Below are 25,259 nucleotides of genomic sequence, written 5' to 3'. Positions count from 1 at the left end.
CTAAAAAGCCCCGCGAAGGCGAGGCTTTCTTTACAAGATGAGTGGTCTTGAATCAGATAGCAGTTACGTTAACTGCTGCCGGACCTTTCTGGCCGTCCTGAATTTCGAACTCAACGTTCTGGCCTTCAGCCAGAGTTTTGAAGCCATTACCCTGGATAGCGGAGAAGTGTACGAACACGTCTTTGCTGCCATCAGCCGGAGTAATAAAGCCAAAACCTTTAGACTCGTTGAACCACTTAACTTGACCTTTAATCTTTGCCATTTGCAAAATTCCTTAGACTGTTTTCTTCGCCCGCAGGCGCTTACATAGATAAAACTGACACACTACTGCATGAGGCACTAATATAAGGTTCGGCAGAGAAGCGGTATTCAACGACAACGTGTTTACTCAGGACTTCTTTACTGAAAATGCCACACATAAACAGAACTGTACCTCGTTTAACCCGAAAGGTGTTATCACATACAACGTTAATAATGGCAAGCCATTTTTAAACGGCTCTCGATCCTTCGCACAAAATATAAGAGGATCATTTGACCAACTGCACGTTTATGCGCCTTTTGCGACCCACGGTTAATCTCTGCCGGTGCGGAAAACATCCGATTACGCATGGATGATATCGGCAACATTTTCACCGTAGCTCAACAACTTCGCGGCGTCCAGCCCGCGGGGCATGCGCCCCGCCAATTTTAAGGGGTTCGCGGCAGAGTACCTGCATAACGATGCGCGCAAACGCGCATATTGATAGCTAAAAATTCGCTTAGACCGAAAATATGCAGGGTTAATTAAACGTCGTTCACCACACGATAAATAGTGTTTACATTACGCATTAATAATGAAATTTCGATGACACTTTCTTTCATCATGCAATTAAATCACGAGGTTATTATTTTATTTGATTAGCTCAAAAATCCATAGCTTATTGGATAAAAGTGCGATCGCTAACACATTAAGTAGTATAAGAAATGTGGCAACAGGAGATGAAAGATAAGGATACGTTATTGCGCAAGGCGATAAGGCAGGCGTACACCAGCGCGGTGTACACCCGTTTATCAGTTAGCGTTCAGCGACGAGACGGATAAAGTCGTCGTCATCCTTGCCCTTCTCAACGGCTGAAGGTTCGGCAACCTCTTCCTTCTCCGGCTTATTGGCTTCGCAGAGACGACGCAGCAGCGCGTTTTGGCGCTTTTGCTGATCCAGCAGAGCCTGCAGCAGCGCAATCTGCTCGTTGGCGCGCGAACTTGCGCGGTTAACAAAAAACCATAACAACAGGCCGACAAGCAACAGCGCAATGGAAAGCGCCAGCGATGCCAGATTTACGATCCCAGGACTTAGTAACTCACTCATTTCACCACCTCAAAGAGAAGGCGTTTATTCTACCACCCGCGCAGCAGAAGAAAATCAGTCGTAATAAAAATCTCTTACCAGGGGATAAATTTGTTGATGGTGCAGATGCCGCTGAAAAACTGCACGTCCTGATCGCACATTACGTTAAGCATCTGCGTCCATAGCAATAAACATCCCGCTATGACAACAATCAGCAAAACCCAGCGTAATTTTTTCACTCCACACTCCGCATCAATACCAGATGTTACCAGGATAGCACGCTCATCTTAAACCGCGGCTAACTGTAATACGAAAGGCAAGTTTAAGAATCATAGACTTGTTTCAACTCGTGTACCTGTCAGAATAAACGCCGAGGATAATACAAATTATGAGGCAACAATGCGATTGATCATTCGTACGATTGTAGTACTGGCCATCTTATGGATTGGCGTATTATTAAGCGGCTACGGCATGTTGATTGGTAGCAATGAGAACGCGGCGGGGCTGGGCCTCCAGTGTAAATATCTGACCGCCCGCGGTACCAGCACCGTGCAGTACGTTCACTCTGATAGCGGCATTATTGGTCTGACCGACTGTCCGGTTCTGCGTAAAAGCGAAACCGTAATCGACAAAGGTTAATCCGGCCCGGGCTACGGCAGGAAGCCTCTTCCCGCCGTAGCCGACGCGGCTGCGCCCGTTGCAATCAGAACGGATAGTCGTTATAGCCCATCTGTTCAGAAATTTTACGCGCCGCGGTGTGCAGCATGGCAACGTATTCGTGCAGCCTCTCCTCAGAGAAGCGCAGCGTTGGGAAAGAGATACTCAGACCGGCAATCACTACGCCAAAGCGGTCGAAGACCGGTACCCCAATGCAGCGAAGCCCCTCTTCCTGTTCTTCGTTATCTTCGCCATATCCCTGCTGACGAACGCTATCCAGAACCGCCAGCAGCTCTTCGGTGCTGGCGATCGTCCGCTCGGTGCTACGCTTATATTCAACGCCTTCGAGGATCTGCTCCACTTCGGCGCGGTCGCGCCACGCCAGCAGCACTTTGCCGATTGCGGTGCTGTACAGCGGGTTGCGGCGCCCGATGCGCGAATACATGCGCAGGTTATACATCGAATCGATTTTATGGATGTAGACGATACTGTCTTCATCCAGCGCGCCGAGATGGATTGTCTCTTTGGTCAGACGCGACAGTTCGCGCATCTGAATATCCGCACTGCGCACCAGATCGACATTCTGCAGCGCGCGCGCGCCCAGCTCGAACAGCTTCAGCGTCAGGGAGTACTTCTCCGACTCACCTTCCTGGGCGACGTAGCCCAGCGACTTCATGGTTTGCAAAAAGCGATAGACGGTGCTTTTTGACATCATAACGCGCTGGGATAGTTCGGTAATACCAATTTCACGCTCTTCGCCAAGCGCCTGCAGGATGCCAAAAACCTTCAATACTGAAGAGACAGAATCTGGCTGTTTATCCAAATCTGCAACTGCCATTTATCACCTCATCGCAACTGTTTTATAAAAATTAGAACCGGTTTTTATTATAAATTCGCATCCTGATGCCCGCAATCGTTCTTCTGCTCATTCGTTACAAATCTGCGACATACAGCCGAATAATCAATGCTAAAATCATTAACCTGAGAATAGTTACGATAAAGTCATAACCTTAATATGGATAATAACACTCCCGATGGTCTGCCCCTGCCGCAGCGCTACGGCGCCATTCTGACCATCATTTTAGGCATCGCGATGGCCGTACTCGACGGCGCCATCGCCAACGTGGCCCTGCCGACCATCGCCACGGATCTTAACGCTTCACCCGCAGCCTCAATCTGGATAGTCAACGCTTACCAAATCGCCATCGTGATTGCGCTTCTGCCGCTCTCCTTTTTGGGCGATATGTTTGGCTATCGGCGCATCTACAAAATCGGCTTGCTGGTTTTTACTTTTACCTCGCTGGCCTGCGCCCTCTCCCACTCGCTTGAGATGCTGACGCTCGCCCGCGTCGCCCAGGGCCTCGGCGGCGCCGCGCTGATGAGCGTCAATACCGCGCTCATCCGTCTTATCTTCCCGAAGCGCTTCCTGGGGCGGGGAATGGGGATCAACTCGTTTGTGGTCGCCGTCTCATCCGCGGCCGGTCCGACGATCGCCGCCGCGATCCTCTCCATCGCCTCCTGGCAGTGGCTGTTTTTAATCAATATTCCGCTGGGAATTATTTCGCTGACGCTCGCCATACGCTACCTGCCGGCCAACAGCGGCCGCAGCAGGATCGCCCGCTTCGATCTTCCCAGCGCCATCATGAACGCGCTGACCTTCGGCCTGCTGATCGTCGCACTCGGCGGCTTTGCCCAGGGGCAATCCGGCCGACTGGTGCTGGCTGAAGCGGCCGCAACGCTGGTTATTGGGTTCTTCTTTATTCGCCGCCAGCTGCGAATGCCGGTGCCGCTGCTGCCGGTTGATCTGCTGCGCATCCCGCTGTTTTCGCTCTCTATTTGCACGTCAGTCTGCTCCTTCTGCGCACAGATGCTGGCGCTGGTTTCGCTGCCCTTTTTCCTGCAGGCTACGATCGGACGCAGCGAGGTTGAGACCGGGCTGCTGCTGACCCCCTGGCCGTTAGCGACGATGGTGATGGCGCCGCTGGCGGGTTACCTGATTGAGAAAATTCACGCGGGGCTGCTGGGTGCGGTAGGTCTGGCGGTAATGGCTTGCGGCCTGTTTGGCCTGGCGCTGCTGCCCTCATCGCCGTCCGATCTCGATATTATCTGGCGCATGGCGCTCTGCGGCGCGGGTTTCGGTCTGTTCCAGTCGCCGAATAACCACACTATCGTCTCATCGGCCCCGAGCCACCGCAGCGGCGGGGCCAGCGGAATGCTCGGTACCGCCCGACTGCTGGGGCAAAGCACCGGCGCGGCGCTGGTCGCCCTGCTATTCAACCTGCAGGGTAACGGCGGCACCCATACCGCGCTGCTGCTGGCCGGAGGGCTGGCGGTCGTGGCGGCCACCGTCAGCGGGCTGCGCGTTACCCAGCCGCGCCCCGGACAGTAGCCCGGCGCGATTTAGGCACAAAAAAACCGCAGCCCGGTTAAGGCTGCGGTTTTTATTTCCGTGCTCTGAAGCAGATGACTACTTCAGATATTCGCCGCTACGCAGCGCTTCGATACGCTTATCCAGCGGCGGGTGCGTCATAAACAGCTCGCTCATCGATTTCGCTTTGCCGTTTATGCACAGCGCCATCATGCTGCTGGCTTCCTGCGGCTCGTAGCTGGTTTTCAACCGCTGCAGGGCGGCGATCATTTTCTCACGGCCGACCAGGCGGGCAGAGCCTGCATCCGCATGGAACTCACGGTAGCGCGAGAACCACATGGTGATGATGCTGGCCAGGATCCCAAATACCAGCTCCAGGACGGTGGCGACGGCAAAGTAAATCAGCGGGTTGCCGTTGCTGCTTTCACCTTCATCGCGGTTGCCGCCGAGGAATCCAGCGGCAATTTGCGCGATAACGCGCGAAATAAAGATGACGAAGGTGTTCACCACCCCCTGAATCAGGGTCATGGTCACCATATCGCCGTTGGCAATGTGGCTGATTTCATGGGCAATAACGGCTTCTGCTTCGTCACGGCTCATGTTTTGCAGCAGCCCGGTGCTGACGGCCACCAGCGAAGCGTCGCGGCGCGCCCCGGTGGCAAACGCGTTAATATCCGGCGCATGGTAGATGGCAACCTGCGGCATGCCGATCCCCGCCTGCTGCGCCTGCTGCGCGACGGTATTCATCAGCCAGCGTTCGGTTTCGTTGCGCGGCTGCTCAATGACTTCCCCACCCACCGATTTTAGCGCCATCCATTTCGACATCATCAGCGAAACGATCGAGCCACCAAAACCAAAAAGCAGCGCCATGATCAGTAGCCCGGTCATGCTGCTTGACTGTATTCCCGTCAGGCTTAGCACCAGCCCAAACACCGCCATAACGGCCAGGTTCGTCAACAGGAAGAGCGCGATTCGCATCATAATTTTCTTCTAACCTCGATTTAACAAAACGCACTATGCGATTCCCCATATCGTATGGGTACAACGTTAATTTTCAACCATCCTCCCCCGCTAAGTCACGAGAAAGACACAACTTTACATTTTGTAGCATATTGCTGACATCTGCGTAATAGATTGACATCGGCGTGGGAGAATCGAGGTTTTTGGCGGGAGGAACGGATAAAAAAACGGGCACAACATGTGTGCCCGTTGGATGCTTATTTGCTAACCGGTGGTTCCACCGCCGGCTGGTCTTTCTCCAGATGGGCCAGGTCGAGCGCGATATGCACCGTTTCATCAAGATACGGATCCGGCTCCTGGTAATCCTTCGGCAGATCGTCCAGCTTCTTAAGCTGCGGCTTACCTTCACGCTTCAGGCGGTCGTTAATCCGCGCCAGACGAGTCGCATCATCCTCTTCGTTCTCTTTTTCACGCTGGGCGTAGTTCAAGGAAACGATATTGCGCTTGTCTTTCATCGCGTTATAGCGGGCAATGTCCTTCATGATGTACTGGAATTCCGGATCTTTGGCAATCCGCTCATCATGCAGCTTCAGCAAACCGGGGCCAAACGGCGTCAGGTCGCCGGACTTGACGTAGGTCGCGGCATTAACGCTATCCCACGGCAGGGCGTTATCTTCATACTGCTCGCCGGTCTCGCGATCTTCGCTGCCGGTTGGCATCATGATGTCCGGCGTTACGCCCTTACGCTGAGTGCTGCCGCCGTTAATGCGGTAGAACTTCTGGATGGTGTACTGCACGGAACCCAGCGCCGGCCAGTCCGGGCGCAGCATCTGATCGTAAATGCGGTTCAGCGAGCGATACTGCTGTACGGTGCCTTTCCCGAAGGTTGGCTCACCAACGATCAGCGCGCGACCGTAGTCCTGCATCGCCGCGGCGAAGATTTCAGAAGCCGAAGCGCTGAAACGGTCAACCAGCACGACCAGCGGGCCTTTGTAGTAAACGACGCCGTCGGTATCGCTGTCTTCACGCACTTTACCGTTGTTATCGCGAACCTGCACCACCGGACCGGACGGGATAAACAGACCGGAGAGCGATACCGCCTCGGTCAGCGCGCCGCCGCCGTTGCTGCGCAGGTCAATAACGATGCTGCTGACGTTCTGTTTTTCCAGCTTCTGCAGCTGGACTTTGACGTCATCCGTCAGGCCAACGTAGAAACCGGGGATATCCAGTACGCCGATTTTTTCTTTACCAACGGTTTTCACCGACATTTTAACCGCGCGATCTTCGAGACGAATTCGCTCGCGGGTTAGCGTGACGATGCGCGTTTTCGCGCCCTTGCCCGCCGGCAGCACTTCCAGACGAACCTTACTGCCCTTCGGCCCTTTAATCAGCGCCACCACGTCGTCAAGGCGCCAGCCGATAACGTCAACCATGCCCTTACCGGACTGGCCGACGCCAACGATACGGTCGCCAACGCTAATTGACTTGCTCTTCGCCGCCGGGCCGCCGGCCACCAGGGAGTTGATCACCGTATAGTCGTCATCCATCTGCAGCACCGCGCCGATCCCTTCTAACGAAAGGCTCATTTCGGTATTGAACTGCTCGGTATTGCGCGGCGACAGGTAGTTGGTATGCGGGTCGATTTCGCGGGCGAAGGCGGTCATCACCAGCGAGAACACATCTTCGCTCTTGGTTTGCGTCAGGCGACGAATAGCAAACTTATAGCGGCGGGTGAGCGTTTCGCGGATCTCTTTGTCGTCTTTACCCGTAAGCTTCAGGCTCAGCTGGTCAAACTTGACCTTTGCGTCCCACAGCGCGTTCAGCTCGGCCTCATCTTTCGGCCAAGGAGACTTGCTGCGGTCAAGGTTGAAGCTATCGTTGCCGGTAAAGTCCATCGGTCGCTCAAGCACCTTCAACGCGTACTGATAACGTTCGAAGCGGCGCTGCTGCCCCAGGTTATACAGGTCGTAAAAAACGTCCAGCTTTCCACTGCGCAGCTCGTCGCCGATTTGATTTTTCTTCGCGGCAAACTGAGCGACGTCGCTGGCCAGCAGCACGTTGTGGCTGTAGTCCAGCAGGTTCAGATAGCGGTCAAAAATTTTTGCCGAGAAGGCGTTATCGAGATCGAACTGTCGATAGTGCGAACGAGTAAAGCGCGAGGTTACGCGCTCACTCACCGTCGCGTGCTGCGGCTCTTCTTTCAGCACGGGGATTTGATCGGCTCGGGTAATATCATCCACGGCGAACGCGTGGCCTGCTATTGCCAGCAGGCCCGCAAGCGCGGTGAGCTTAAAGAATGTGTTCATGCCTGGCCCGGCCTCCGTTTCAGAACACCAGGTGTTCTGCGCGTACAATCATTGACATACCAGAAGTCAGCTGTACACGAACGCCATCTTTGGTGATTTCCAGAACGGTGGCGTCCATTGCGTTATTGCCTGCTTTCACCTTCAGAGCCTGGCCGACGGACAGCGCGGTCAGATCTGATACAGGAGTATGACGCTCTTCGCGCAGTGCTTTCGCAACGGCGGGACGCGGCTTACGCTGTTCTGTGCCTTCTTTGCGGCGAACCTGAGGACGCGGCTTACGCTCGCGGCGGGCGCCTTCTTCCTGCTGACCAGCAGCGGCAGCGGCTTCGCGTTTTTTAGCCTGCTGGGCGGCACGCTGTGCCTGGACGCGAGCTTTTGCTTCTTCGAGCTGCTGACGGGCATGAGCAACGTGCTGCTCTTCCAGTTCGCCGCACGGGTTGCCGTCGAGATCGACGCGAATCGCCCCAGGCTTAACGCCGTACAGATAGCGCCAGCTCGAAGTATAAAGACGTAACGCGGCGCGAAGCTGGGTTTTGCTGAGATTCATCTCCCCCCCAACGCGCTCAACGAGATCCTGAAAAATACCGACTTTCAGGGGGCGAGCTTCACCTTCAGCGCTGAAGCACTGTGGGAAACGTTCGGCCAGAAATGCGATAACTTCTTTACTGCTATTCAACTTAGGTTGATTTTCCATGAAATTTCCTGATTACAACGGACGTAGCCAACAAGCCGCAGGCATGAACAGGCGCCATTATAATGACGCCATCGCTAAATGCTACGTTATCCGTTGATTATCCTGCGACGTGGGTGAATATTTTTTGATAGTCGGTCGCAGAAATGAGTTTTTCCAGCTGCGCTACCAGTTGCGTAAGCCCCAGTTCATCCTCAGCGGTAAAGCGGGCGTACGCGGTGCTGTCGATATCCAGGACACCGATAATCCGATCGTTCACCCGCAGCGGGAAGACAATCTCCGAATTGCTGGCGGCGTCACATGCAATATGCCCGTCGAAGGCGTGAACATCCTCCACCCGCTGCACGCGATTCTGCGAAACGGCGGTACCGCAAACGCCCCGCCCAACCGGGATACGCACGCAGGCCAGTTTGCCCTGGAAGGGGCCCAGCACCAGCGTATCGCCTTCGAGTAGGTAGAACCCGGCCCAGTTAACCTCGGTCAACCGCTCAAACAGCAGCGCGCTGGTATTAGAGATCGTGGCCAGAAAACTGGTTTCTCCTGCCATTAATGCCTGAAAATCACGGTTCAGATCCGCGTAAAACTCTGTTTTGCTCATTATATGATCACTTAGTTGTCTTACTGCCTTACACTGACTGCCTAATAAAATAAGCATTAAATGCGTTCAGGCTCAAGATGAATTCATTCCTGGGTTAATATAGTGAAATACATTCATAGCCGTACGTAATAAATGCCACTAAAAACACCCCAGATTACGCCAGCGAAAAAGATGACCGTACATGCGGTCGGTTTGCCGTTGCCTCAGGCCCACTATCACCGCTGTCCGCAGTGCGACCTTCTGTTTCGCCTGCCGGTGCTCAAGCGTAATCAGAGCGCCTGGTGCCCGCGCTGCAGCGCCAAAATTCGCGACGGCCGCGACTGGTCGCTTTCGCGCCTTGGCAGTATGGCTATCGCCATGCTGCTGCTGATGCCCTTCGCCTGGCTTGAGCCTTTGTTGCGTTTGCATCTGCTCGGCGTGCGTATCGACGCTAACGTATTACAGGGCATCTGGCAAATGACCGACCAGGGCGATCCGCTGACGGCGGCGATGGTGCTATTTTGCGCCGTCGGTGCGCCGGCCCTGCTGGTGATTTCCATCGCCTATCTTTGGCTGGGCAACGTGCTGGGGATGAACCTGCGCCCGGTGCTGCTGATGCTGGAGCGGCTTAAGGAGTGGGTGATGCTCGATATCTACCTGGTGGGTATCGGCGTGGCCTCGATCAAGGTGCAGGATTACGCCTTCCTGCAGCCCGGCGTCGGCTTAATCGCCTTTGTCTCATTAACGCTGCTCAGCATCCTCACCCTCATTCACATGAACGTCGAAGAGCTGTGGGAGCGATTTTACCCCGAGCGCCCGGCGCTGCGCCCGGACCCGAATTTACAGGTGTGCACCGGCTGCCACTACACCGGCCATCGCGACTCTCGCGGACGCTGCCGCCGCTGTCATACGCCGCTGCACCACCGTCGGCCGCAAAGCCTGCAGAAAAGCTGGGCGGCGCTGATTGCCTCGGTGATGTTCCTGCTCCCCGCCAACCTGCTGCCGATCTCCATTATCTACGTCAACGGTGCGCGCCAGGACGATACGATCCTCTCCGGGATTTTGTCGCTGGCCAACAGCAACATCGCCATTGCCGGGGTGGTGTTTATCGCCAGTATTCTGGTGCCGTTTACCAAAGTTATTGTGTTGTTTACTCTGCTGGTCAGCATACAATTCAGGTGCGAACAGGGGCTGCGCACCCGCATCCTGCTGCTGCGGCTGATTACCTGGATTGGCCGCTGGTCGATGCTGGATCTTTTTGTTATCTCCTTAACCATGTCGCTGATAAACCGCGATCAACTCCTCGCTTTTACGATGGGGCCTGCTGCGGTATATTTCGGCGCCGCGGTAATATTAACTATCCTTGCTGTTGAATGGCTGGACAGCCGCTTACTTTGGGACGCACATGAGTCAGGAAACGCCCGCTTCGCCGACTGAAGCCAAAATTAAAACCAAACGTCGCATATCGCCATTCTGGCTGCTGCCGGTCATCGCGCTGATGATCGCCAGCTGGCTGATCTGGACCAGCTATAGCGATCGCGGGACGACGATCACCATCGACTTTGAGTCGGCTAACGGGATTGTCCCCGGGCGCACGCCTATCCGCTATCAAGGGGTAGAAGTGGGCACGGTGCAGAATATCTCACTAAGCAAAGACCTGAGTAAGATAGAGGTTTCGGCCAGCGTCAAAGGCGATATGAAAGACGCCCTGCGCAAGGATACCCAGTTCTGGCTGGTCACGCCGAAAGCTTCATTGGCAGGCGTTTCCGGCCTTGATGCGCTGGTCGGCGGCAACTATATCGGCATGATGCCGGGCCGGGGCGAGCCCGAGGACCACTTTGTCGCCCTCGATACCCAGCCGAAGTACCGTATCAACAACGGCGAGCTGATGATTCATCTGCACGCCGCGGATCTCGGCTCGCTGACCAGCGGGTCGCTGGTCTATTTCCGCAAGATCCCCGTTGGCCGGGTTTACGACTATTCGCTCAACGATAACAACCAGGGCGTCACCATTGACGTGCTGATCGAGCGCCGCTTTACCAATCTGGTCAAAAAAGGCACCCGCTTCTGGAACGTTTCCGGCGTTAAAGCCGACGTTGGGATTAGCGGGGCGAAGGTTGAGCTGGAAAGCCTGTCGGCGCTGGTGAACGGGGCGATTGCCTTTGACTCTCCAGCGGATTCGGCAGCCGCCCAGCAAAACGACGAGTACGGGCTGTACGAAGATTTAGCCCACAGCCAGCGCGGCGTGCTGGTGACGCTCGATTTACCCGACGGCGCGGGGCTGAAAGCCGGCTCTACGCCGCTGATGTACCAGGGCCTCGAGGTCGGACAGCTCACTAAGCTCAATCTCCAGCCAGGGAGTCAAGTCACCGGTGAAATGACCGTCGATCCCAGCGTCGTCTCCCTGCTGCGTGATAAGACGCTTATTCAGATGAAAAAGCCGAAGGTGTCGCTGGATAACCCGAGCCTCAGCGCCCTGCTGACCGGAAATACCTTTGAACTGGTGCCGGGAGAGGGAGAAGCGCGTAGCCACTTCGTGGTGCTGCCGGCGGATAAATCGCTGCTGGAAGAGCCGAACGTCGCCGCCATCACGCTGACGGCATCGGCGAGTTTCGGCATCGACGCCGGGCAGCCGCTGGTGCTGCACGGCGTGAAAATCGGCCAGGTGCTGGAGCGCAAGCTGACGGCGAAGGGCGTCATCTTCCAGGTGGCCATCGCGCCGGAATACCGCGATCTGGTGCACGGCGACAGCAAATTTGTGGTTAACAGCCGCCTCGATGTTAAGGTTGGCCTCGACGGTCTCAAGATTCTCGGCGCCAGCGCCAGCGAATGGGTTGACGGCGGCATCCGCATTATTCCAGGCGCCAAAGGAGCGATTCAGGCCAACTACCCGCTGTACGCCAATATGGAAAAAGCGCAGGAGAATAGCCTGAGCGACGTCCCGACTACCACCCTGAGCCTCTCCGCGGAAACGCTGCCGGATGTACAGCAAGGCTCGGTGGTGCTGTACCGCAAGTTTGCCGTGGGCGAAGTCACCGCCGTCAAGCCGCGCAGCGACGCGTTTGATATCGATCTGCATATTAAGCCGGAGTATCGCCACCTGCTCACCAGCAATAGCGTGTTCTGGGCGGAAGGCGGGGCGAAGGTCCAGCTCGACGGCAACGGCCTGACCGTCCAGGCTTCGCCGCTGGCTCGCGCCCTCAAAGGGGCGATCAGCTTCGACGACCTGAGCGGCATCAGCGCCCGAGTCCGCAGCGGCAATAAGCGTATTCTGTATGCTTCAGAGACCGCCGCCCGCGCGGTGGGCGGGCAGATAACCCTCCACGCCTTCGATGCGGGAAAACTCTCTTCCGGAATGCCTATTCGCTATCTGGGAATTAACATCGGCCAGATCCAATCGCTGAACCTGATCACCGCCAGGAACGAAGTGCAAGCGAAAGCCGTGCTCTACCCGGAGTACGTGGAGACCTTCGCCCGTGTAGGCACCCGATTCTCGGTGATCACCCCGCAAATTTCCGCGGCAGGCGTTGAGCATCTGGATACCCTCTTCCAGCCGTATATCAACGTTGAGCCGGGCCGGGGAACGCCGCGCCGCGACTTCGAGATTCAGGAAACGACCATCAGCGACTCACGCTATATCGACGGCCTGAGCATCGTGGTTGAGGTTCCGGAAGCCGGTTCGCTGGATATCGGCACGCCGGTGCTGTTCCGCGGCCTCGAGGTGGGAACCGTCACCGGGCTGACGCTCGGCTCGCTGTCGGACCGCGTGATGGTCAAACTGCGTATCAGCAAGCGTTACCAGTATCTGGTGCGTAACAACTCGGTGTTCTGGCTCTCTTCCGGCTACAACCTCGACTTTGGCCTGATTGGCGGAGTGGTGAAAACCGGGACCTTCAATCAGTTCATTCGCGGCGGCATCTCCTTCGCCACGCCGCCGGGCACGCCGCTGGCGCCGAAAGCGCAGGACGATAAACACTTCCTGCTGCTGGAGAGCGAACCGAAAGAGTGGCGCGACTGGGGCACCGCCCTGCCGCGTTAGGCCGCTGGCTAAACGCTCCGGTGTCCGATGCCGGAGCGTTTATGGTAAACTGCGCACCCTTTTTTCTTGTGGTGCGCTCCAGTGGCTCAAAACGCTGTCTTTCTTCCTGACGAATTCCTCGCTCAAATGCGTGCGGCACTGCCGGCGCATCTCTCTTTCGACGATTTTATTGCCGCCTGCCAACGTCCGCTACGCCGCAGCATCCGCGTTAACACGCTGAAAACCAGCGTGGCCGACTTTCTGCAGCTGGTCGCCCCCTACGGCTGGCAGCTGACGCCGGTGCCGTGGTGCGCAGAGGGATTTTGGATCGAGCGCGAGGATGAGGAGTCCCTGCCGCTGGGCAGCACCGCCGAGCATCTCAGCGGGCTCTTCTATATTCAGGAAGCCAGCTCGATGCTGCCGGTTGCCGCCCTGTTTGCCGATGGCGATATGCCGCAGCGGGTGATGGACGTCGCCGCCGCGCCGGGGTCAAAAACCACGAAAATCGCCGCCCGGATGGGTAACAAAGGCGGGATCCTCGCCAACGAATATTCCGCCAGTCGGGTCAAGGTTCTGCACGCCAATATCAGCCGCTGCGGAATCAGCAACGTCGCGCTGACGCATTTCGACGGCCGGGTATTTGGCGCCGCGCTGCCGGAGAGCTTCGATGCCATCCTGCTCGACGCCCCCTGCTCCGGGGAAGGCGTGGTGCGCAAAGATCCCGATGCCTTGAAAAACTGGTCCCCGGAAAGCAACCGGCAGATCGCGGCAACCCAGCGCGAACTTATCGATAGCGCCTTTCACGCCCTGCAACCGGGCGGTACGCTGGTGTACTCCACCTGTACCCTGAACCGCGAAGAGAACGAGGAGGTGGTGCAGTGGCTGCTGGCCCGCTATCCGCAGGCGGTGGAGATCCTGCCTCTCGGTTCGCTCTTCCCCGAAGCCGGCGAGGCCCTGACGGCGGAGGGCTTCCTTCACGTCTTCCCGCAGATTTATGACTGCGAAGGATTCTTCGTTGCCCGTCTGCGCAAAACCGCCGCCGTGGAACCTCTGCCGGCGCCGGGCTACAAGGTCGGGCAATTTCCGTTTGTCCCGCTGAAACGCCGGGAAAGCGCCGCCGTGTCGGACGCCGCGGCGGTCGTGGGGCTGCGCTGGGATGAAAGCCACAGCCTCTGGCAACGCGACAAGGAAATTTGGCTGTTCCCGCAGGCCCTGGAGGCGTTTATCGGCAAGATCCGCTTTTCGCGCATTGGCATCCGGCTGGCGGAAACGCACAACAAGGGCTTCCGCTGGCAGCACGAGGCGGTTATCGCCCTTGCCGCATCCGGGACGCCTTTTGCGCTGACGCAGAGCGAAGCCGAAGAGTGGTATCGCGGCCGCGATATTTACCCGCAAACCCCGCCGCCGCAGGACGAAGCGATCGTCACTTACCAGGGAGCGCCCCTGGGGCTGGCGAAAAAAGTTGGTTCGCGCCTGAAGAACAGCTATCCGCGCGAGCTGGTGCGTGACGGAAAGCTCTTTGCCGGCAAGATGTGACTAAGCGCAGAAAAAGAGCATTTTTTCACTGGCGCTTTGCGCCCCATTGTCTACGCTGAAAAATGGCGGCCTTAACTGGTCGTACCACAATTCAGCAGACCAACGGGGTGAATTTATGAGTAAAACAAATATACGCATCGGCGCGTTTGAGATAGACGATGCCGAACTGCACGGTGAGCAGCAGGGAGAGCGAACGTTGAGCATTCCCTGCAAATCCGACCCGGATTTGTGTATGCAGCTCGACGGTTGGGATGCTGACACCAGCGTTCCCGCTATTCTCGATGGCCAACATTCCGTTCTCTACCGTAAGCACTACGATCAACAATCCGACGCCTGGGTCATGCGCGTAGCCTGACTCAAAAAGAACCCGTCGCCTGAGACGGGTTATTTACCCCCGTTCTCATTAAACTCCCCTACACTTATTAACATGTTAACCTGAACATGTGGCCAGGATGTTTGCCTTAGTTTTGTTCATTTGTTACCTGGACGGCGGCTGCGAGGATATTGTCGTGGATGTTTATGACGACGAACGACGCTGCATGGTCGCGATGGACGATCAGCGGATCCGCCAGGGCGGCTGCTTTCCGGTAGAAGATTTTATCGACGGCTTCTGGCGCCCCGCCAGCGAGTATAGCGATTTCTAACCGGCCTGCTGCAGCTGCACGAGGGTCAGCTCGCCGCCAAAGACGGCCCCGGTATCAATATAGTGCTGGTTATCGCCGTCGTAGCGCTGCCTGAGCGGAGTATGGCCAAACCAGAAGTGGTCGGCGCCGCCGATAGCCCCGTGTCGCCCGGCCAGATGGTCCGTCAGGCGTTGACGGTTCCACAGGACCTGGGATACGTCCACCGACTGCTGCCAGCGATAGAACGCCGCCGGGTAATCCGCATGGGCAATAACGTGCGTCTGCGATCCGGCGCGCAGCTCAATAATCAACGGCAGCTGACGGCAGCGGGCAAACAGCGGCGCCATCTGCCGCCGCGCGTTTGGCGAGCTCTCCTGATACCAGCGCCCGCCGTTGAGCATCCACAGCGCCGGCTTCCCGCTCTCCTGCGCCTCCAGCGCCATCTGCTCGTGATTGCCCCGCACCCCGCGAAACCAGCGACGGTCGAGCAGTCCCAGACATGCGGCGCTTTGCGGCCCGCGATCGATCAGATCGCCCACGGAGATAAGCAGATCCTGGTACGGGTCAAACCTCAGCTGCCGCAGTTTTGCCGTCAGCAGCGCAAGGCAGCCGTGCAGGTCGCCGACGAGCCAAATATTACGCCAGCCTGAGCCATCAAGGTGCTGATACATATAGAACCTCCGGATATAATTATAGCGAATTATTTCTCCTGTAACTCTCCTCGAAACACACTTCAATAAAATTTAAACGAAACGGAAATATAGTCCGCCGGGACATTAATCTCGCGTTCGACTCTCACTAAAATAGAGGCTAAATAACGCCGAGGTATTCATCGTGACGGACAATAGCCTGCATTCAGCCTACGTACTACAGCCACGTACAAATCTAATTACCGATCTGGTGATCGGCCGACTTATTCCCGCGCCAATCTGGCAAAAGCGTAATTACCGGCTGAAGTTTCTGCTGCGCACAGCGTTATTTTATACGCCAACCCGGCTGATGCTGGATGCCCTCGCGGCGCGGCCTAACTTCGATCAACTGCTCGCCGCCCAGGTGACCCTGCCGGGAAAAGTCCATCGCCAGTACCTGAGGCGCGGGCTCAGCGCCGGCCAGCGCGCCGCGGCGATCGTCAGCCACTACCAATATATCGATACCTTACCCGCCGGTCGGCTGAGCGCCGCCATGACCGCGCTACAGGAGGTGCCGCTGCTGGAACTGCAGGGCAAAGATGAAGCCCGGTTTACGCTCTCGGCCTCCTCTGCTGGCAAGGCCGAGCGCGAAGGCGAGACCACGCTTTGGCTGCGCGACGGCACCCGGACGCTGCTGGCCAGCGCGACGTTCAGCGTGGTGCGTGACCAGCAGCAGTGGCAGTTGACCATCGGTGGGCTGCAGGGGCCCCGGCGCAACGTCCCCCACGAGGTGATAAAGCAGGCTACCCGCGCCTGCTACGGCCTGTTTCCTAAGCGCCTGCTGCTGGAGTTTATCTGGGCGCTGGCGGCGCAAAGCAATATCCAGGCAATTTACGGTGTGAGCGATAACGGCCACGTTTTCAGAGCATTACGCTATCGCTTAAGTAAAGGACGCCACTTCCACGCCAGCTATGACGAGTTCTGGAAGTCGATTGAGGGCGAGGCCGACGGCGCGTGGCGCTGGCGCTTACCGCTGAGCCTTGCGCGCAAGTCCCTGGAGGAGATTGCCAGCAAAAAGCGGGCAGAATATCGCCGCCGCTTCCAGCTGCTCGATGAGCTGAATGCGCAGGTTATCGCACTCACCGCCGGCGCCGCGTAGAGATAGCCGGCCAACAGAATAAACGCCGTTTTAACAACGGCGTTTGCATCTTATCCTGCGCTTTCGTTACTATCATCACTTCTTCGTTTCCTTTCAGGCAGCCATTGAAGTTATGAGTAAAGCAGAAGCAGTGCTGTTGGCTATCGTCTTGATTATTTTGACGGGCTCCCTGTGGTTTATTTTCAGCGGCGAAATCTGGTCCCTGGTCAGTTATCTGGAGACGCAGCTATATCCCTCTTTAGTCGCGCCGGAATAAATCCGTTTGTTTATTTACAAATTCGGTTTGTCCTTCCTTTTTTTACTCCCACGCCCGTTTTTACGGCATAAAAAGAGCCCTCAGGGTTGCGCTGAACCACGCCCTTACTCCATTTTTTATACAAAAATGTATGCGCCTTACCTTCCGCTATTGCGCTATCAATCGGTGTAGATCGCTAAGCCTGCGGACGACAATCTTTTTCACTAAACCTGCAGTTTTCAATCTTCGACATCTCTGAAGCTTCCTCTGCCGCAACGGATGGACAGCATAGCCAGCGCGCTGTTTTTCTGTAAAGGAAATGTGCATGCGTTTTTTGTTGTGGTATAAGGGGAAAAGGTCACGTCGGGAAATGAGAGAACGCTTCGGACCTTGCAATATAACAATTTGAAACATATAGATAAAAAGAGACCGAACACGATTCCTGTATTCGGTCCAGGGAAATGGCTCTTGGGAGAGAGCCGTGCGCTAAAAGTTGGCATTAATGCAGGCTAAGTCGCCTTGCCTTATAAGAATAGTTTACCGCGTCAGGTTTTCCAGTCCGCAACAAAAGTGGGCCAATAATTCCTAGAAAAATCGCGGATACGCATAAAAAAACCGCCGTTCCTGTCGCTGGGAGACGGCGGTTTTTCTATTCTAATACAGCCAGATAGTTCTAAAAATCAGCAAAGCTTTTGCGCGCGATCGATAAACGGCGCCAGACTCATTTTTTGCCCCGGATGCTGAGGATCATCCACCTGGATCACCGAAATCGGCTGGCCGCTGGTTTTACCGGCCTTAACCTGCTCTATAGCGATATCATTTAGCGGATACTGCACCAGCGTACTGGGATTGATGGCAAACAGCGCATTTCCCGGACGACAGGTCAGCATCACCTCCTCCCGATTAAACGCCCAGCTATCCTTACCGACTTCAAAGCGGCTAACGGTGATAACCTGCGGGGCCGCCAGCGCGGCACCGGAGCTTGCCAGTAACATCAGTGTCAGAACTTTTTTTTTCATGATTTAACCAGTTAATTCAATAAGGTTCCCAGGTTGCAAACAGGCTGACGGCCAGCAGCGCCAGCGCCCCCAGCGCCATCTCCACCTGCGTGGTACGCAAAATGAGCTGCTCTGCCCGCGCCTCGTTCAGCGACATTCGAGGTACCAGAACATAGCGGTTAACCAGCGCGATTGCCACCATCCCCGTCACCAGAGCGCACTTGAGCAGCAGCATCCTTCCCCACGGCGAATCGCTAAACAATCCGCCCTGAATCAGCAGGGCATTCACCACGCCGCTGGCAATGGTGCCGGCCACCGCCAGATGTCCGTAGCGCGAAAAGCGCATCATGGCGCCAATCGCCGCCTGCCGCCAGCGCCCCTGGAGCAAACGCAGGCAGTATATAAACGGCAGCAATCCGCCAAACCAGCCGGCGACGCAGAACAGGTGCACCGCATGATTGGCGCGCTGCAGCGCCCCCAGCCCGCCTTCGCTCATCGCCGCATGGCCCACGCCCGCCAGCAAAAGCAGCTGCGCGCAGAGCAGCACCAGCAGCAGCCGCGCCGGATGGCGCGGCTTAAGCCAGGCGACGATCAGCGTCACCCAGGCCAGCAGAATTTGCCACACCCAGACGCCGCCAAACTGCGTGCCGGCGACGGCCTGCCAGATAGCGGGCTGCCAGACATCCGGCCAGCCCTCGCCCATCAGGCCGCCCTGCGCCATCAGCATCAGCAGCGCTGAAAGCGCGCTAAGCAACAACAGGTGGCGCAGCAGCGGAAAAAAACGCTGCATCAGCAGGCGACGAAGCGCCGATGGCGCCAGCCATGCGCCGTACAGCACGCAGCCGAAAGCCGCCATCAGAGAGCCGAAGTGGACAAAACGTAAGATGGTATAGAGTGCCGCGAGCATGGTTTATTTCACGGTAAAGTGGTACTGCCCTTTGGTTTTATGACCATCGACGGAGACCACGTGCCAGTCAACGGTATATTCACCCGGCGTTAAGGGCTGCGCCAGCGGGACGATCAGCTGCGCTTTGTTATCATCGCTAAGCGCCAGCTTGCCGGTCGCTACCGCTTGTTGCTGAGGACCGCTCAGCGTCACGCCGCTGAAGCGAGTTTCGATGCCTTCGGAAAAGCTCAACGTCAGCGCCTGCGGCGAAGCGCTCACCGTCGAGTCTGCTATGGGAGTTTGCTGCTGCAGATGCGCGTGGGCAAAAGCACCAGCGCTGACCACGAAACCGGCGAGAAGAACGGCAGCGCGCAGCGTGTTACCGACGAGAATACGCATAATCGTCATTCCTTTTTGTTATGTATGTAGCACAGAGAATAACCCTGTATAATGCCGCAGTCGAGACATGCGTTGAAGTCTTAGCCGGCACCCGGCCGGCTTTCGGCATCACCCAGGAGAAACCCAATGGAAAATAATCTGGCAAAAATCTCGCAGGAAGAGATGGACAAGGTGAACGTCGATCTTGCGGCAGCCGGCGTTGCCTTTAAAGAACGTTATAATATGCCGGTGGTCGCCGATTTGGTCGAACGAGAGCAGCCTGCCCATCTTCGGGACTGGTTTCGCGAACGCCTCATCGCCCATCGTCTGGCATCCGTTTCGCTCTCACGCCTGCCCTATGAACCCAAAACAAAATAATTCAGCCGCCCCGCGGAGACCCGGGTTGGCAAGAGCGGCGCATTCTATTACGCTGATCCCTTTGACCTGGAGCGCGCTATGCTACGCGTAATCGATACAGAAACCTGCGGACTGCAGGGAGGCATCGTCGAGATCGCCTCTGTCGATATTGTCGATGGCCAGATAACCAATCCGATGAGCCATCTGGTCCGCCCCGATCGCCCTATCAGCCCGCAGGCGATGGCCATTCATCACATCACCGAAGAGATGGTCGCCGACCAGCCGTGGATTGAAGAGATTGTCCCGCACTATTTGGGCAGCCCCTGGTACGTCGCCCACAACGCCAGCTTTGATCGGCGGGTGCTGCCGGAGATGCACGGCGAATGGATTTGCACCATGAAGCTGGCGCGCCGCCTGTGGCCGGGGATTAAGTACAGCAACATGGGGCTCTATAAATCGCGTAAGCTGAACGTCACCACGCCTGCCGGCCTGCACCACCACCGCGCGCTCTATGACTGCTATATCACCGCCGCGCTGCTGCTTGATATTATCAACGTCTCCGGCTGGTCTCCTGACGATATGGCGACTATCACCGGCCGTCCGGCACTGTTGACCACCTTCACCTTTGGTAAGTATCGCGGCAAGCCGGTGGCGGAAGTGGCGGAAAACGATCCCGGCTATCTGCGCTGGCTATTCAACAATTTGGATCGGATGAGCCCCGAGCTGCGCTTAACCCTCAAACACTATCTCGGGGATTAAGCGCCTGCCCCATCCGGCCCTATACCTCGGCCTGGCCTGGCAGCGTTCCCTGCGCCAGGCCGATCAGAAACGCGTACTCGAGCGCCACGCCCTCATAGCTTTTAAAACGTCCCGATTTCCCGCCGTGACCTGAATCCATATCGGTACACAGCAGCAGCAGATTATCGTTGGTTTTCAGCTCGCGCAGCTTCGCCACCCATTTTGCCGGCTCCCAGTACTGTACCTGGGAGTCGTGTAGGCCGGTGGTTACCAGCATATGCGGATAGGCCTGAGCCGTAACGTTATCGTAGGGGCTGTAGCCCTTCATATAGCGATAGTACGTTTCATCCTGCGGGTTGCCCCACTCTTCAAACTCCCCGGTAGTTAGGGGAATCGACTCATCGAGCATGGTGGTGAGCACGTCAACAAACGGCACCTGCGCCACCACGCCGTGAAACAGATCCGGGCGCTGATTGATAGCCACGCCCATCAGCATCCCACCGGCGCTGCCGCCCATGCCGTAGCACAGCTGCGGATCGCCGTAGCCCTGCTTCAGCAGCGCATCGCAGACGTCGAGATAGTCGTTGAAGGTGTTGTTCTTACAAAGAAACTTTCCGTCCTCATACCACTGCTGCCCCAGCTCGCCGCCGCCGCGCACGTGGGCGATGGCGAAAACGAAGCCGCGATCGAGCAGGCTCAGGCGGCTGGCGCTGAAGTCCGCGTCCTCGCTGGCGCCGTAGGAACCGTAGGCGTAGACCAGCAGCGGGCTGGCGCCTCGGCGGAAGAATTCGTGCCGGTAGACCAGCGAGACCGGGACCTCAACGCCGTCGCGGGCCTGAATCCACAGATGCTCGCTGCGGTAGTGGCTGGCATCGAAACCTTTAACCTCCTGCTGCTTAAGCACCCGCCGTTCACCGGTATCCATATCGAGCTCAAACAGCGTATCCGGGGTGGTCATCGAGGAGTAGCCGTAGCGTAAGCGCGAGGTTTCCGGCTCGGGATTATAGGCAAGCCAGGTGACGTAGGCCGGGTCATCAAAGGCAATGCCCACCGCTTCCCGGGTCTTACGGTTGATCTGCCGCAGGCTGGTCAGTCCATGCTGCCGCTCCTCCACCACCAGCCAGTCGGTAAATAGCGTAAAGCCTTCCAGCATCACGTCATCGCGCGGCGGGATCAGGGCCTGCCACTGCTGCTCGTCGCGCTGATGCGTGCGATAGAGGCCGAAGTTTTTACCTTCGCGATTAGAGCGCAGGTAGAACGCGTGCTGATAGTGATCGAGCCTGTATTCATGATCCTTGCGCCGCGGCAGGAAGCACACCGGCTCGGCGTCGGGCATTTCAGCATTCAGCAGCCGCACTTCGCTGGTGGTCGCGCTCGCAAGGTAGATAACCACAAACTGCTGCGAGGTGGTCTTGTGCACGCTGACGTAAAAGGTTTCGTCCTGCTCTTCGTACACCAGCACGTCATCTTGCGTCGAGGTGCCGACGGTATGCCGCCAGACCTGGTACGGCAGCAGCGTGGTAGGGTGTTTGCGCACGTACCACAAGGTCCGTGAATCGTTGCTCCAGGCAAATCCCGGGGAGACGTTTTCCAGCACTTCGGGATACCAGCTACCGTCGGAGAGATTGCACAAACGCAGGCTGTACTGCCGGCGGGAGAGATAATCCTCCGCCAGCGCCATCAGAGCGTTGTCCGGGGAGATCCCCAGCCCGCCGAGGGTGTAGAACTCGCTTTGCGCCGCGCGCTGGTTGCTATCGAGCAGAAGCTCCCACGGGTCCCACTCCTCTTTCAGCACCGACTGGCGCTGATAAATCGCGTATTCGCAGCCCGGCTCATAGACCTGACGATAGCGATAGCCATTTTTACTGTAAGGTGCCGAGACTTCGCGCTGGGGGATACGATCGATAATCTCTTTCAGCACCCGCTCCTGCAGGCTGCGCTGGGTCTCCATCACCGCTTTGCCGTAGGTATTCTCCTCGCGCAGATAATCCAGAACTTCCGGCTGCGCGCGGTCATCGTCACGTAGCCAGAAGTAGTTATCAATACGCGTATCGCCATGCAGGGTCATAGCGTGGGGGATCCGTTTCGCTTTTGGTAGCATCTCTTTGTTCTTCTTCGGCTTAATTTATGCGCACAACGTTAATCGACGCGCGTCCGGACGGCAAGACAAGAAATCTCAACGGCATAAATCGCCCTGCCCTAGAGTTTGAAAACGGCCACAGCGAAGTGACGCCCGACCGCGGGTGAGACGGTGCCGGAATAAGGGTCCTCCCCGGCCTGCGCGGCGTCAGGCTGAGAGATGACCCGTCTATAAGGGTGGCAAAAGTCGCTGGCGATGCAAGCGGAACGTGATGATTTAAGAGGAAAGAGTCTGCTTTTGCGCCTGAATATCCTGTTCGATCTCAGCGCGCACATCCGCAGGGATCTTCAGCGCTTCGCCCAGCGCGTTGAGGTAGCTACGCTCCATAAAGTGGTCAATATCAATCACCGCGCAGCTCAGATAGTAGATTTCCAGCGCCTCCTGCTCGCTGCTGATGCCCTGCGCCAGGCGCTGCGGGTCGAGGGGCTGAGTTAACGCGCGATCGATAAGCACCCGCCCCTGTACGTCGATATTTGCCGCGCGCAGCTGCTCTTCGATGCTCGCGCGTTCGTTTTCATCAATATGCCCGTCGCTTTTGGCCGCAAAAACCAGCGCCTGGATCAGCCGCTCGCTGCGGGCATCAGGCTCTGGTGACGCCGGAACCTGCCCGGCCGGCTCCGGCTGCGGCTGCGGCGAAGCGGCGCGCATTTTCTGCTGATACTTGTTCCACAGCATGCTTCCGGCCACCGCGCCGCCGCCAACCAGCAGCGCGCTGGTGCCGTATTTCGCCAGCAGCTTACGCGAAGATTTGCTGGCGACCAGCAGCCCCGCCAGGCCGCCCAGCGCGCCGGGCAGCAGCAAATTGTTACCACCTGAGCGATCGTCAGATGAAGAAGTTTGCCCCTGCTGGCCCAGCAGAGACTGAAGTTGGTTAAGCCAGTTAGCCATGGTTTCCTCGGTGTATGACAGACGATGTCATCAGCCTAAACGAGGCGACGTCAGGAAATGTTATCCGTGGCTAAAGATGCGCAAATTCCGCGGCTCAGGCCGCTTTCACCCTGCGCGCTTTGGGCGCTGCTTTTTCCGCCGCGCCGTCGTCCGCGCCGGAGCTGATGGCGTCATCGCCGACGTCAGCGGACTCCTGCCCTTCGTTTTCGCCCTGTTCGACGGCGTTCTCTTCCGCCTCAGGAAGTTTTCCGGACTTCATAATGTGATGTAAGGCGTCTTTGCGCTCCGCCAGCCACAGCGCCATCTCATCACGCTGGGCTTCATCAAGCGTCAGCGGGCAATCTACCAGCCAGTCGTTAAGGATTTCGGCAAGATCGAGCATTTTGTCGTAAGCATCGGCCTCTTTTTTGCTGGTAAAAGACATCTTTTCCTCACCTTCGCGAATCACCACATATTTGATTGCAACCGCCATTGTACAGCCCCTTTTATACTGTATTTATATACAGTATAACAAATTTAGGACCATGACTCAACTCACGCGCATAAAGACAGACGCAAACGTTTTCGTTTATACTGCGGCACATGTTTTTTTACTGCGGAAGAGAGTCATGACTGTACTAGGCACAGCGCTGCGCCCTGCGGCGACGCGAGTTATGCTGTTAGGTTCCGGCGAGCTGGGTAAGGAAGTCGCCATCGAGTGTCAACGTCTGGGCATTGAGACCATCGCCGTCGATCGCTACCCTGACGCGCCGGCGATGCAGGTCGCCCACCGTTCGCATGTTATTAACATGCTGCACGGCGACGCCCTGCGCGCCTTAATTGAGCAAGAAAAGCCCGATTTTATCGTGCCGGAAATTGAAGCCATCGCCACCGATACCCTGGTCGAACTGGAGCTGAGTGGACAAAAAGTGGTCCCCACCGCGCTCGCCGCAAAGCTGACCATGAATCGGGAAGGCATTCGCCGCCTGGCCGCCAAAGAGCTGCGGCTCCCAACCTCGACCTATCGTTTTGCCGACAGTGAAGCCGCCTTTAACGACGCGGTGAACGAGATTGGCCTGCCGTGCATCGTTAAGCCGGTGATGAGCTCCTCCGGGAAAGGACAAAGCTTTATCCGCCGTCATGAACAGCTGGCCGAAGCGTGGCAGTACGCCCAGCAGGGCGGCCGCGCCGGCGCCGGCCGCGTAATCGTCGAGGGCGTGGTGAACTTCGATTTTGAAATCACCCTGCTCACCGTCAGCGCGGTCGACGGCGTGCACTTCTGCGCCCCGGTCGGCCACCGGCAGGAAGACGGCGACTATCGAGAATCCTGGCAACCTCAGCAGATGAGCGAGCTGGCGCTGGCCCGCGCGCAGGAAATTGCCCGCAACGTGGTGCTGGCGCTCGGCGGTTACGGCCTGTTCGGCGTCGAGCTGTTCGTGTGCGGCGATGAGGTGATTTTTAGCGAAGTCTCGCCGCGTCCGCACGATACCGGAATGGTGACGCTCATTTCGCAGGATCTGTCGGAGTTCGCCCTGCACGTCCGCGCCTTCCTTGGGCTGCCGGTGGGCGCGATTCGCCAGTATGGCCCGGCGGCTTCGGCGGTGATTCTGCCGCAGCTTACCAGCCGCAACGTCACCTTCGGCAACCTGCAGGCCGCCGTCGGCGCGGGCCTGCAGGTGCGTCTGTTCGCTAAGCCGGAAATTGACGGCTCCCGTCGTCTGGGCGTTACGCTGGCGGTGGCGGAGAGCGTTGATGAGGCGGTGGCGCGCGCCAAAGCCGCGGCGTCAGCGGTGGTGGTTGAGGGATAAAAAA

Annotated in this window: 27 protein-coding genes and 1 pseudogene; 12 read left to right on the top strand and 16 right to left on the bottom strand. The window is 57.2% G+C overall.

The genetic code is table 11. From position 1 onward, the window contains the following. Positions 1-52: 52 nt before the first annotated feature. The 4 genes and pseudogenes from cspE to mgrB all read right to left on the bottom strand — a co-directional run bounded on the left by cspE (position 53) and on the right by mgrB (position 1,563). Positions 53-262, bottom strand: coding sequence for a transcription antiterminator/RNA stability regulator CspE (gene cspE, locus AC1M2H_RS11295; RefSeq protein WP_001062678.1), 210 nt, complete (start codon positions 260-262; stop codon positions 53-55). 12 nt (positions 263-274) lie between these two features. Further along, positions 275-419 (bottom strand): annotated as a pseudogene (locus AC1M2H_RS11290) (DUF2627 domain-containing protein). Positions 420-1,054: 635 nt separating this feature from the next. Further along, positions 1,055-1,345, bottom strand: coding sequence for a YebO family protein (locus AC1M2H_RS11285; RefSeq protein ID WP_480151410.1), 291 nt, complete (start codon positions 1,343-1,345; stop codon positions 1,055-1,057). A 74-nt stretch (positions 1,346-1,419) separates the two neighbouring features. After that, positions 1,420-1,563, bottom strand: a complete 144-nt coding sequence (mgrB, locus tag AC1M2H_RS11280; RefSeq protein WP_041146201.1) for a PhoP/PhoQ regulatory lipoprotein MgrB — start codon at positions 1,561-1,563, stop codon at positions 1,420-1,422. 160 nt (positions 1,564-1,723) lie between these two features. On the opposite strand from mgrB, the gene AC1M2H_RS11275 reads away from it, so the two are divergent. Continuing rightward, complete coding sequence (locus AC1M2H_RS11275; RefSeq protein ID WP_095101742.1) at positions 1,724-1,963, top strand: YobH family protein; 240 nt, start codon at positions 1,724-1,726, stop codon at positions 1,961-1,963. A gap of 64 nt (positions 1,964-2,027) precedes the next feature. Here AC1M2H_RS11275 and kdgR read toward each other — a convergent pair whose 3' ends face one another. Next, positions 2,028-2,819 (bottom strand): DNA-binding transcriptional regulator KdgR, encoded by a 792-nt coding sequence (gene kdgR / locus AC1M2H_RS11270; RefSeq protein ID WP_426814357.1) that lies wholly within the window; start codon positions 2,817-2,819, stop codon positions 2,028-2,030. A 177-nt stretch (positions 2,820-2,996) separates the two neighbouring features. Here kdgR and AC1M2H_RS11265 point away from each other — a divergent pair, with 177 nt between their 5' ends. After that, positions 2,997-4,370, top strand: coding sequence for an MFS transporter (locus AC1M2H_RS11265; protein ID WP_480151409.1), 1,374 nt, complete (start codon positions 2,997-2,999; stop codon positions 4,368-4,370). Between the two features lie 78 nt (positions 4,371-4,448). Here the strand turns inward: AC1M2H_RS11265 and htpX are convergent, their stop codons facing one another. From htpX to AC1M2H_RS11245, 4 genes are all read right to left on the bottom strand, one after another. Continuing rightward, positions 4,449-5,330, bottom strand: a complete 882-nt coding sequence (htpX, locus tag AC1M2H_RS11260) for a protease HtpX (RefSeq protein WP_480151408.1) — start codon at positions 5,328-5,330, stop codon at positions 4,449-4,451. 236 nt (positions 5,331-5,566) lie between these two features. Further along, positions 5,567-7,615 carry a carboxy terminal-processing peptidase gene (gene prc, locus AC1M2H_RS11255; protein ID WP_480151407.1) on the bottom strand — a complete coding sequence of 683 codons (2,049 nt, stop codon included), beginning with the start codon at positions 7,613-7,615 and terminating at the stop codon, positions 5,567-5,569. Positions 7,616-7,634: 19 nt separating this feature from the next. After that, complete coding sequence (gene proQ, locus AC1M2H_RS11250) at positions 7,635-8,309, bottom strand: RNA chaperone ProQ (RefSeq protein ID WP_480151406.1); 675 nt, start codon at positions 8,307-8,309, stop codon at positions 7,635-7,637. Positions 8,310-8,406: 97 nt separating this feature from the next. Further along, the gene (locus tag AC1M2H_RS11245) at positions 8,407-8,904 is read right to left on the bottom strand and encodes a GAF domain-containing protein (RefSeq protein WP_480151405.1); all 498 of its coding nucleotides are present in this window, start codon (positions 8,902-8,904) and stop codon (positions 8,407-8,409) included. A gap of 132 nt (positions 8,905-9,036) precedes the next feature. Here AC1M2H_RS11245 and yebS point away from each other — a divergent pair, with 132 nt between their 5' ends. The 5 genes from yebS (at position 9,037) to AC1M2H_RS11220 (ending at position 15,081) form a co-directional block, all read left to right on the top strand. Continuing rightward, positions 9,037-10,320, top strand: a complete 1,284-nt coding sequence (yebS, locus tag AC1M2H_RS11240; protein ID WP_480151404.1) for a membrane integrity lipid transport subunit YebS — start codon at positions 9,037-9,039, stop codon at positions 10,318-10,320. Beyond that, positions 10,289-12,922, top strand: coding sequence for a PqiB family protein (locus AC1M2H_RS11235; protein WP_480151403.1), 2,634 nt, complete (start codon positions 10,289-10,291; stop codon positions 12,920-12,922). The genes yebS and AC1M2H_RS11235 overlap by 32 nt, the downstream gene beginning before the upstream one ends. 81 nt (positions 12,923-13,003) lie before the next feature. Beyond that, positions 13,004-14,437, top strand: a complete 1,434-nt coding sequence (rsmF, locus tag AC1M2H_RS11230) for a 16S rRNA (cytosine(1407)-C(5))-methyltransferase RsmF (RefSeq protein WP_480151402.1) — start codon at positions 13,004-13,006, stop codon at positions 14,435-14,437. A gap of 115 nt (positions 14,438-14,552) precedes the next feature. Further along, entirely contained in the window at positions 14,553-14,792 is a 240-nt protein-coding gene (locus AC1M2H_RS11225; protein WP_128877840.1) for a YebV family protein, read from the top strand. Between the two features lie 97 nt (positions 14,793-14,889). Then, positions 14,890-15,081, top strand: coding sequence for a YdfD/YebW family protein (locus AC1M2H_RS11220; RefSeq protein WP_480151401.1), 192 nt, complete (start codon positions 14,890-14,892; stop codon positions 15,079-15,081). Here the strand turns inward: AC1M2H_RS11220 and pphA are convergent. Continuing rightward, positions 15,078-15,731: a protein-serine/threonine phosphatase gene (gene pphA / locus AC1M2H_RS11215; RefSeq protein ID WP_480151400.1), complete on the bottom strand. Its 654-nt coding sequence runs from the start codon at positions 15,729-15,731 to the stop codon at positions 15,078-15,080. The genes AC1M2H_RS11220 and pphA overlap by 4 nt on opposite strands. Before the next feature lie 163 nt (positions 15,732-15,894). On the opposite strand from pphA, the gene AC1M2H_RS11210 reads away from it, so the two are divergent. Together AC1M2H_RS11210 and AC1M2H_RS11205 are read left to right on the top strand one after the other, a co-directional pair. Next, positions 15,895-16,848 (top strand): VirK/YbjX family protein, encoded by a 954-nt coding sequence (locus tag AC1M2H_RS11210; protein WP_480151399.1) that lies wholly within the window; start codon positions 15,895-15,897, stop codon positions 16,846-16,848. A 112-nt stretch (positions 16,849-16,960) separates the two neighbouring features. Then, positions 16,961-17,104 (top strand): Ecr family regulatory small membrane protein, encoded by a 144-nt coding sequence (locus tag AC1M2H_RS11205; RefSeq protein ID WP_480151398.1) that lies wholly within the window; start codon positions 16,961-16,963, stop codon positions 17,102-17,104. Between the two features lie 659 nt (positions 17,105-17,763). On the opposite strand, the gene AC1M2H_RS11200 is transcribed toward AC1M2H_RS11205, so the two are convergent. Genes AC1M2H_RS11200 through yobA form a run of 3 tightly spaced genes read right to left on the bottom strand, consistent with a single transcriptional unit; the run spans position 17,764 to position 19,366 of the window. After that, positions 17,764-18,102 carry a YebY family protein gene (locus tag AC1M2H_RS11200; protein WP_426814347.1) on the bottom strand — a complete coding sequence of 113 codons (339 nt, stop codon included), beginning with the start codon at positions 18,100-18,102 and terminating at the stop codon, positions 17,764-17,766. Between the two features lie 16 nt (positions 18,103-18,118). Then, entirely contained in the window at positions 18,119-18,988 is an 870-nt protein-coding gene (gene copD, locus AC1M2H_RS11195; RefSeq protein WP_480151397.1) for a copper homeostasis membrane protein CopD, read from the bottom strand. Between the two features lie 3 nt (positions 18,989-18,991). Beyond that, a complete protein-coding gene (gene yobA / locus AC1M2H_RS11190) occupies positions 18,992-19,366 on the bottom strand; it encodes a CopC domain-containing protein YobA (protein ID WP_480151396.1) in 375 nt (124 codons plus the stop codon). 126 nt (positions 19,367-19,492) lie between these two features. Between yobA and AC1M2H_RS11185 the strand changes: the two genes are divergently transcribed. Beyond that, complete coding sequence (locus tag AC1M2H_RS11185; protein ID WP_426814344.1) at positions 19,493-19,723, top strand: DNA polymerase III subunit theta; 231 nt, start codon at positions 19,493-19,495, stop codon at positions 19,721-19,723. A 78-nt stretch (positions 19,724-19,801) separates the two neighbouring features. Then, positions 19,802-20,461, top strand: a complete 660-nt coding sequence (gene exoX / locus AC1M2H_RS11180) for an exodeoxyribonuclease X (protein ID WP_480151395.1) — start codon at positions 19,802-19,804, stop codon at positions 20,459-20,461. A 19-nt stretch (positions 20,462-20,480) separates the two neighbouring features. Here the strand turns inward: exoX and ptrB are convergent, their stop codons facing one another. From ptrB to AC1M2H_RS11165, 3 genes are all read right to left on the bottom strand, one after another. Beyond that, positions 20,481-22,541 carry an oligopeptidase B gene (gene ptrB / locus AC1M2H_RS11175; protein ID WP_480151394.1) on the bottom strand — a complete coding sequence of 687 codons (2,061 nt, stop codon included), beginning with the start codon at positions 22,539-22,541 and terminating at the stop codon, positions 20,481-20,483. Positions 22,542-22,796: 255 nt separating this feature from the next. Further along, a complete protein-coding gene (locus tag AC1M2H_RS11170; protein WP_480151393.1) occupies positions 22,797-23,468 on the bottom strand; it encodes a tellurite resistance TerB family protein in 672 nt (223 codons plus the stop codon). A 94-nt stretch (positions 23,469-23,562) separates the two neighbouring features. Next, entirely contained in the window at positions 23,563-23,940 is a 378-nt protein-coding gene (locus tag AC1M2H_RS11165) for a YebG family protein (protein WP_480151392.1), read from the bottom strand. 136 nt (positions 23,941-24,076) lie between these two features. On the opposite strand from AC1M2H_RS11165, the gene purT reads away from it, so the two are divergent. Continuing rightward, positions 24,077-25,255: a formate-dependent phosphoribosylglycinamide formyltransferase gene (gene purT, locus AC1M2H_RS11160; RefSeq protein WP_480151391.1), complete on the top strand. Its 1,179-nt coding sequence runs from the start codon at positions 24,077-24,079 to the stop codon at positions 25,253-25,255. Positions 25,256-25,259 lie beyond the last annotated feature (4 nt).

Source organism: Klebsiella sp. F11 (genome assembly GCF_056712265.1).
The sequence above is the reverse complement of the archived record's forward strand: the minus strand, read 5'-3'. Positions and strand labels throughout refer to the sequence as shown.

What these genes read in the sequence shown, in the direction of transcription:
- htpX (WP_480151408.1), bottom strand. Translation starts at nt 5,330, where the DNA reads ATGATGCGAATCGCGCTCTTCCTGTTGACGAACCTGGCCGTTATGGCG.
- AC1M2H_RS11185 (WP_426814344.1), top strand. Translation starts at nt 19,493, where the DNA reads ATGGAAAATAATCTGGCAAAAATCTCGCAGGAAGAGATGGACAAGGTG.
- AC1M2H_RS11220 (WP_480151401.1), top strand. Translation starts at nt 14,890, where the DNA reads ATGTTTGCCTTAGTTTTGTTCATTTGTTACCTGGACGGCGGCTGCGAG.
- AC1M2H_RS11245 (WP_480151405.1), bottom strand. Translation starts at nt 8,904, where the DNA reads ATGAGCAAAACAGAGTTTTACGCGGATCTGAACCGTGATTTTCAGGCA.
- AC1M2H_RS11225 (WP_128877840.1), top strand. Translation starts at nt 14,553, where the DNA reads ATGAGTAAAACAAATATACGCATCGGCGCGTTTGAGATAGACGATGCC.
- AC1M2H_RS11265 (WP_480151409.1), top strand. Translation starts at nt 2,997, where the DNA reads ATGGATAATAACACTCCCGATGGTCTGCCCCTGCCGCAGCGCTACGGC.
- yebS (WP_480151404.1), top strand. Translation starts at nt 9,037, where the DNA reads ATGCCACTAAAAACACCCCAGATTACGCCAGCGAAAAAGATGACCGTA.
- AC1M2H_RS11165 (WP_480151392.1), bottom strand. Translation starts at nt 23,940, where the DNA reads ATGGCGGTTGCAATCAAATATGTGGTGATTCGCGAAGGTGAGGAAAAG.
- copD (WP_480151397.1), bottom strand. Translation starts at nt 18,988, where the DNA reads ATGCTCGCGGCACTCTATACCATCTTACGTTTTGTCCACTTCGGCTCT.
- AC1M2H_RS11285 (WP_480151410.1), bottom strand. Translation starts at nt 1,345, where the DNA reads ATGAGTGAGTTACTAAGTCCTGGGATCGTAAATCTGGCATCGCTGGCG.
- AC1M2H_RS11235 (WP_480151403.1), top strand. Translation starts at nt 10,289, where the DNA reads ATGAGTCAGGAAACGCCCGCTTCGCCGACTGAAGCCAAAATTAAAACC.
- ptrB (WP_480151394.1), bottom strand. Translation starts at nt 22,541, where the DNA reads ATGCTACCAAAAGCGAAACGGATCCCCCACGCTATGACCCTGCATGGC.
- cspE (WP_001062678.1), bottom strand. Translation starts at nt 262, where the DNA reads ATGGCAAAGATTAAAGGTCAAGTTAAGTGGTTCAACGAGTCTAAAGGT.
- yobA (WP_480151396.1), bottom strand. Translation starts at nt 19,366, where the DNA reads ATGCGTATTCTCGTCGGTAACACGCTGCGCGCTGCCGTTCTTCTCGCC.
- pphA (WP_480151400.1), bottom strand. Translation starts at nt 15,731, where the DNA reads ATGTATCAGCACCTTGATGGCTCAGGCTGGCGTAATATTTGGCTCGTC.
- proQ (WP_480151406.1), bottom strand. Translation starts at nt 8,309, where the DNA reads ATGGAAAATCAACCTAAGTTGAATAGCAGTAAAGAAGTTATCGCATTT.
- exoX (WP_480151395.1), top strand. Translation starts at nt 19,802, where the DNA reads ATGCTACGCGTAATCGATACAGAAACCTGCGGACTGCAGGGAGGCATC.
- AC1M2H_RS11200 (WP_426814347.1), bottom strand. Translation starts at nt 18,102, where the DNA reads ATGAAAAAAAAAGTTCTGACACTGATGTTACTGGCAAGCTCCGGTGCC.
- prc (WP_480151407.1), bottom strand. Translation starts at nt 7,615, where the DNA reads ATGAACACATTCTTTAAGCTCACCGCGCTTGCGGGCCTGCTGGCAATA.
- purT (WP_480151391.1), top strand. Translation starts at nt 24,077, where the DNA reads ATGACTGTACTAGGCACAGCGCTGCGCCCTGCGGCGACGCGAGTTATG.
- AC1M2H_RS11205 (WP_480151398.1), top strand. Translation starts at nt 16,961, where the DNA reads ATGAGTAAAGCAGAAGCAGTGCTGTTGGCTATCGTCTTGATTATTTTG.
- AC1M2H_RS11170 (WP_480151393.1), bottom strand. Translation starts at nt 23,468, where the DNA reads ATGGCTAACTGGCTTAACCAACTTCAGTCTCTGCTGGGCCAGCAGGGG.
- AC1M2H_RS11275 (WP_095101742.1), top strand. Translation starts at nt 1,724, where the DNA reads ATGCGATTGATCATTCGTACGATTGTAGTACTGGCCATCTTATGGATT.
- kdgR (WP_426814357.1), bottom strand. Translation starts at nt 2,819, where the DNA reads ATGGCAGTTGCAGATTTGGATAAACAGCCAGATTCTGTCTCTTCAGTA.